Below are 6,544 nucleotides of genomic sequence, written 5' to 3' on the forward strand. Positions count from 1 at the left end.
TACGCGATAGCTGTTATAGTCTCGTGGGCTCGGAGATGTGTATAAGAGACAGGGTTAGGGAGGGGGCAAGCATGGCGACACCCCCCCACCGCTACACCGGCCCGCTCCACGCCGGCCTGCGCGTCGGGCTGCTCGGCGGGTCCTTCAACCCGGCCCACGCCGGGCACCGGCACATCAGCCTGTACGCGCTGAAGGCGCTGGGGCTCGATCAGGTGTGGTGGCTGGTCAGCCCGCAGAACCCGCTGAAGCCGGTGCGTGGCATGGCGCCGCTCGCCGAGCGGCTGGAGGAGGCCCGGCGCACCGCCCGCCATCCGGCCATCCGGGTCACCGCCATCGAGCGGGAGCTTGGCACCCGCTACACCGCCGACACGCTGGCCAAGCTGACGCTCCGTTTCCCCAAAACGCGCTTCGTCTGGCTGATGGGGGCGGACAATCTTCGGCAAATCCCCCGCTGGCGGCATTGGACGCGCATCTTCCGGCTGGTGCCGGTTGCAGTTCTCGCCCGTCCAACTTATTCTATAGGGGCGCTTGGTGGCATAGCCGCTCAGCGCTATGCCCGTCGCCGGGTGAGCATGCACAAGGCCAAGGGGTTGGCCGGTTCGAAAACACCGGCCTGGATTTTCCTCCGCAACCCGCTGCATCCGGCTTCGGCGACGGCGATCCGCCGGGCACGCGCCAGCGGGTCGTGACCCTGTATCGCGAGGTAGGTACCATCAACACGTTCATCGAACCGGCCGCGCCCGTTGTGCGGCCCGCGCCCGTTCCCGTTCCCCAGCCGGACGAACTGAAGGCGCTCGTCGAGACGTCCCTGGACGACGATCAGGCCGAAGACGTCGTCGTCATCGATCTTGCCGGCAAGACCAGCATCGCCGACTACATGATCGTGGCGTCGGGCCGCAACACCCGGCACATCGCCGCCATGGCCGTGAAGCTGGCCGACCGCATGAAGCAGGCCGGTCTGCGCGGCGTCGAGGTCGAGGGCCTGAACCAGTGTGACTGGGTTCTGGTCGACGCCGGGGACGTCATCATCCACCTGTTCCGCCCGGAAGTCCGGACCTTCTACAACATCGAGAAGATGTGGGGTCTGGAAACGCCGCGGCCCTCCGCCGAGCGCATGAGCGCCTGACGGCCGAGCATTCAGGACGGGTGAGGAACGGGAGTCGGACCGATGCGTCTGTGGCTTGCCGCGGTTGGGCGGTCACGGACCGGTCCGGCGCGCGATCTCTATGACGAGTATGCCGGCCGCCTGTCCTGGCCGCTGACGTTGCGTGAGGTCGAGGTGAAGAAGCGCCTCGCCTCCGACGAGCTGAAGCGGCAGGAGGCGGAGCTGCTTTTGGCCGCCATCCCCGTCGGGGCCATCGTCGTGGCCCTGGACGAGCGCGGCAAGACCATCACCAGCGAAGCCTTCGCCGCCAAGATCGGCGGTTGGCGGGACCAGGGGGCGGGTGACATCGCCTTTCTCATCGGCGGCGCGGACGGCCACGGCGACGCCGTGCGGGCGCGCGCCGATTTTCTTTTGGCCTTGGGCGCCATGACATGGCCGCATATGCTGGTGCGAGGCATGTTGGCGGAGCAAATCTACCGTGCCCAGCAAATTCTGGCCGGACACCCCTATCACCGTGCATGACTCCCATTGTGCGCGTGCGCAGGCGCGCCATTTTCTGATCCGGCCCAAGGCGATGCGCGCATAAAAGGCATCAGCCACAAGAAACCGCGTCAGACAGTTCGACCGAGACCCGCAACCCGACCGTGACAGGCGTATGAGGACCGTGATGACCGAGACCAATCGTCCCCGACCCGTAGTGCTGTGCATCCTGGATGGCTGGGGCTACCGCGAGGAGCGCGAGGACAACGCCATCGCCCAGGGCAACACGCCCAACTGGGACCGGCTGTGGTCGTCGGAGCCGCGCGCCTTCCTGGAGGCCAGCGAGGAGGAGGTCGGGCTGCCCAAGGGCCAGATGGGCAACTCCGAGGTCGGTCACATGAATCTGGGCGCCGGCCGCGTCGTCCGCCAGGATCTGGTGATGATCGACCACGCCATCGTCGAGGGGGAGCTGGAGCGCAACGCCGCGCTGAACGACCTCGCCAGGACGCTGCTGGCCTCGGGCGGGCGCTGCCACATCCTGGGCCTGCTCTCGCCGGGTGGGGTCCATTCGCACCAGGACCACATCGCGGCGCTGGCCGGCGTGCTGGCCCATGAGGGCGTCCCGGTCGAGATCCACGCCTTCACCGACGGCCGCGACGTGCCGCCGCAGAGCGCCAAGGACCAGATGGCCGAGTTCATGGCCGACGTCCACGCCCTGCCGGGAGTCAATGTCGCCACGGTCAGCGGGCGCTACTACGCCATGGACCGCGACAAGCGCTGGGACCGCGTGGCCAAGGCCTACGCCGCGCTGGTGAGCGCCCAGGGCGAGACGGCCGCCGACCCGATCCAGGCGATCGAGCAGAGCTACGCCGCCGGCACCCACGACGAGTTCATCCTGCCGACCGTCATCGACGGCTACACCGGCATGAAGGACGGCGACGCCATCCTGATGGCGAACTTCCGCGCCGACCGCGCCCGCGAGATCCTGGCCGCCTTCGTCGACCCGGCCTTCGACGGGTTCGAGCGCGCCGCCGTGCCGAAGCTGGCCGCCGCCGTCGGCATGGTCGAATACTCGTCCACGCTCGCCAAGCTGATGACGACCATCTTTCCGCCGAAATCCTTGACCAAGGTGCTGGGCGAAGTGGTCAGCGAGGCCGGATTGACCCAGTTGCGCATCGCCGAGACGGAAAAGTACCCGCACGTCACCTTCTTCTTCAACGGTGGCGAGGAGCGCGTGTACCCCGGCGAGGACCGTATCCTGGTGCCGTCTCCGAAGGTCGCGACCTACGATCTCCAGCCGGAGATGTCCGCCGCCGAGGTGACCGACAAGGTCGTCGCCGCCGTGGACAGCGGAAAGTACGATCTGGTGGTCATCAACTACGCCAATCCCGACATGGTCGGCCACAGCGGCATTCTATCCGCCGCCATCAAGGCGGTCGAGGCGGTGGACGTCAGCCTGGGCCGGCTGGAGGCCGCCGTGCGCGCCCAGGGCGGCGTGATGCTGGTCACCGCCGACCACGGCAACTGCGAACTGATGAAGGACCCGCAGACCAACGGCCCGCACACCGCCCACACGCTGGACAAGGTGCCGCTGGTGCTGGTGAACGGCCCCGCCGGGGTGTCGGCGATCCGCAGCGGGCGTCTGGCCGACATCGCCCCGACGCTGCTCGACCTGATGAAGCTGCCGCAGCCGGCGGAGATGACCGGCAAGAGCCTGATCGACCGCGCCAGCGCGCGGGCCGCCGCGGAATAAGGCAGAACCGGGCATGGGCGCAGGGCGCGATCATCCGGCGGGTGTTGCTCTGCTCCCCCTCCCCGTCTCCGTTCCGCAAGGCGCCGGGCGGAGACGGGTGTTTTCCTGGCGGCCGGCCCTGCTGACCGCCACCCTTCTCGTCATCTCCACCGCCGCCACCGCACAGACCGAGTCTCCCGGCCAGACGCTGAAGCGGGTGGAGCAGGATCTCCAGACCGACAAGGCCCTGCAACGGCAGCTCGACCGCCAGTCGCAGACGCTCCAGAAGGAATTGGACGAGCTGCGCGACCGGCTGGTCGGTCTGGCCGATCAGGAGCGGGCGCAGGAGGACGAACTCGCCCATCTCGAAGAGTCCTTGACCGCGCTGGAGACGCAGGAGCGCAACCAGGCCGAAAAGCTGGAGGGCGAGCGGCAGCAGATCGCCGCCCTGCTCGCCGCCCTGCAGCGCGTCGCCCGCATCCCGCCGGAAGCGGCGCTGGCCCGTCCGGACGGGCCGGTTGACACGCTGCGCTCCGCCCTGCTGCTGCGCGACACCGTGCCGGCCCTGCGCGCCCGCGCCGACGCGCTGGCCCAGGCGCTGACCCGGCTGGCCGAGACGCGCGAGACGCTGCAGACCCAGCGCAGCCGCACCTACGCCGCCCGCCTCACACTGATCGATCGCCAGAAGGAGATCGGCCAGCTCGTCGCCCGGCGCGAGGAACTGTCGCGCCAGACCGAGGAGGAGCGCCAGCAGGTCGCCCAGCGCACCGCCCGGCTGACCGGTCAGGCCGCCGACCTGCGCCAGCTGATGGACCGCATCGAGGCCGAACGCCGCGCCGCCGCCGCCATGGCGGCCAAGCGCGAGGCCGAGCGGCTGGAGGCGGAGCGCCGCGAAGCCGAACGCCGGCTCGCCGAGCAGCGGGCCGCGGAGCAGAAGGCGGCCGAGCAGAAGCTGGCGGAACAGAAGGCGGCGGAGCAGCGCGCCGCCGAACAGAAACTCGCGGAGCAGCGGGCCAGCGAACAGCGGGCCAGGGCCGAGGCGGAGACCGCCCGCGCCGCGCCCAGCGCGCCCGCCGGGGAACGCCTGCCGGTGGGCGGCCGGGTGACCGTCCGCTACGGCGAGGCCGACCGCTACGGCGCGACCAGCCGGGGCGTCACCATCCAGGCCCGCGCCGGTTCGACGGTGGTGTCACCGCAGGCCGGAACGATCGTCTTCGCCGGTCCGTTCCGCGGCTATGGCCAAATCTTGATCGTGGAACACAGCCACGGATATCATAGTCTCATCGCTGGATTTGGCCGCATCGACACGGCCGTCGGACGGCGCGTGGCCACGGGGGAACCCATCGGCCTGATGCCCGCCGACGGGTCACCCGATCTTTACTTCGAGCTTCGACGTCACGGACAGCCGATCAATCCACAGCGCGGTTTCGGCGCCCCGGAGGGGAAAGGACAAGGGTAGATGAGGATAGTCAAGCGTGCCGCCACCGCCGCGGCCCTGGTGTTTCTGGGGGCCGGCGTCGCCACCGTCACCGCGCAGGTGAACAGCACCGGCAACAGTTCCGAGACCTACCGCCAGCTCAACCTGTTCGGCGACGTGTTCGAGCGCGTGCGCGCCGAATATGTCGAGTCGACGACGGATGAGCAGCTGATCGAGTCCGCCATCAACGGAATGCTCACCTCGCTCGACCCGCATTCCAGCTATCTGAACCGCAAGAGCTTCCAGGACATGCAGGTTCAGACCCGCGGCGAGTTCGGCGGGCTGGGCATCGAGGTGACGATGGAGAACGGCCTGATCAAGGTCGTGTCGCCCATCGACGAGACGCCGGCCTTCCGCGCCGGGCTGCAGCCGGGCGACCTGATCATCCAGCTCAACGGCGAGGCCGTCATGGGCCTGTCGCTGAACGAGGCGGTGGAGAAGATGCGCGGCCCGGTGGGCAGCGACATCAAGGTCACCGTGCGCCGCGGCGAGGCCGGCGAGCCGTTCGAGGTCACGCTGACCCGCGCCGTCATCAAGGTGCAGTCGGTCCGCTACCGCACCGAGGGCGACATCGGCTACGTCCGCGTCACCAGCTTCAACGAGCAGACGCAGCAGGGGCTGGAGAAGGCCATCGCCTCGATCCAGCAGCAGCTGGGCGACAAGCTGAAGGGCTACGTCCTCGACCTGCGCAACAACCCCGGCGGCCTGCTCGACCAGGCGGTCTCCGTCTCCGACACCTTCCTGGAGAAGGGGGAGATCGTCTCCACCCGCGGCCGCAAGGCCGAGGAAGGCACGCGCTACAACGCCAAGCCCGGCGACCTCGCCAAGGGCCTGCCGGTCGTGGTGCTGATCAACGGCGGCTCGGCCTCGGCCTCGGAAATCGTCGCCGGTGCTCTGCAGGACCACAAGCGGGCGCTCGTCCTCGGCACCCAGTCCTTCGGCAAGGGCTCGGTCCAGACGATCATCCCGCTGCCCGGCCACGGCGCGATGCGCCTGACCACGGCGCGCTACTACACGCCGTCGGGCAAGTCGATCCAGGCGCTGGGCATCACCCCGGACATCGAGGTGCACCCGGCCCGCGTCGAGGAGACCGACCAGGGTCTGATCCGCCGCCGCGAGAGCGACCTGCGCGGCGCGCTGCGCAACCCGGACGCCCCCCGACCGGCCACCACCCAGCCGGCCCCGGCGCCGGGCGCCAGCAACGCTCCGGCCCCCGGTGCAGCGCCGGGTGGTGCGGCCCCCGGTGCAACCCCGGCTCCCGCCAACGGCAACGCCCCGGCGGCGCCGTCCGCGGAGAATGGGGAGGGCGCACCCAACCAGCCGCCCTTCGACTACCAACTGGCCCGCGCGCTCGACCTGCTGCGGGGCGTCGCCCTGTTCCAGGCCCGCGCGCACTGAGGGGAGGGAACGGGTCCGTGAACGCTGCCGCCCTGCTGGGCCGCCTGAAGCCCGCGAAACGGGAACGTTCCGGACCCGGCCTGCTGGCCCGCCTCCGGCGCCGGAAGGCCGGCGGCGATTCGGACGACGCGCCGCACGCACGCAGGGAGCGCCGCCCGCTGTCGCCCCTCGCCAAGAGGCTGCTCGGCGCCTACGCCGTGCTGGCCCTCGGGCTGGGCGGGCTGGGCGGCTGGCTGGCGATGAACGCGGCGCACACCACCGAGGCGTGGCAGGCCGCGATTCCCAGCGTCGAGGTGGCGGTGAAGGGCGCACCTGTCTCTTATACACATCTCCGAGCCCACGAGACTATAAC

Annotated in this window: 6 protein-coding genes and 1 pseudogene; all 7 read left to right on the forward strand. The window is 69.8% G+C overall.

Annotated elements, in window-relative coordinates:
- The first annotated feature begins 71 nt into the window (after positions 1-71).
- A complete protein-coding gene (locus Q4I23_RS29185) occupies positions 72-689 on the forward strand; it encodes a nicotinate-nucleotide adenylyltransferase (protein ID WP_498528534.1) in 618 nt (205 codons plus the stop codon).
- Entirely contained in the window at positions 686-1,126 is a 441-nt protein-coding gene (rsfS, locus tag Q4I23_RS29190) for a ribosome silencing factor (RefSeq protein ID WP_498528530.1), read from the forward strand. Before Q4I23_RS29185 ends, rsfS begins: the two co-directional genes overlap by 4 nt.
- 42 nt (positions 1,127-1,168) lie before the next feature.
- The gene (rlmH, locus tag Q4I23_RS29195; protein ID WP_498528531.1) at positions 1,169-1,627 is read left to right on the forward strand and encodes a 23S rRNA (pseudouridine(1915)-N(3))-methyltransferase RlmH; all 459 of its coding nucleotides are present in this window, start codon (positions 1,169-1,171) and stop codon (positions 1,625-1,627) included.
- Between the two features lie 145 nt (positions 1,628-1,772).
- On the forward strand, positions 1,773-3,338 hold the full coding sequence (gene gpmI, locus Q4I23_RS29200; protein ID WP_498528532.1) for a 2,3-bisphosphoglycerate-independent phosphoglycerate mutase: 1,566 nt from the start codon (positions 1,773-1,775) through the stop codon (positions 3,336-3,338).
- A gap of 97 nt (positions 3,339-3,435) precedes the next feature.
- Complete coding sequence (locus Q4I23_RS29205; RefSeq protein ID WP_498528533.1) at positions 3,436-4,776, forward strand: murein hydrolase activator EnvC family protein; 1,341 nt, start codon at positions 3,436-3,438, stop codon at positions 4,774-4,776.
- Entirely contained in the window at positions 4,777-6,192 is a 1,416-nt protein-coding gene (locus tag Q4I23_RS29210) for a S41 family peptidase (protein WP_454018849.1), read from the forward strand.
- A 17-nt stretch (positions 6,193-6,209) separates the two neighbouring features.
- Positions 6,210-6,544 (forward strand): annotated as a pseudogene (locus Q4I23_RS29215) (hypothetical protein); the annotation flags it as partial.

The sequence above is a fragment of the Azospirillum sp. UFLA03-27 genome (assembly GCF_059803775.1).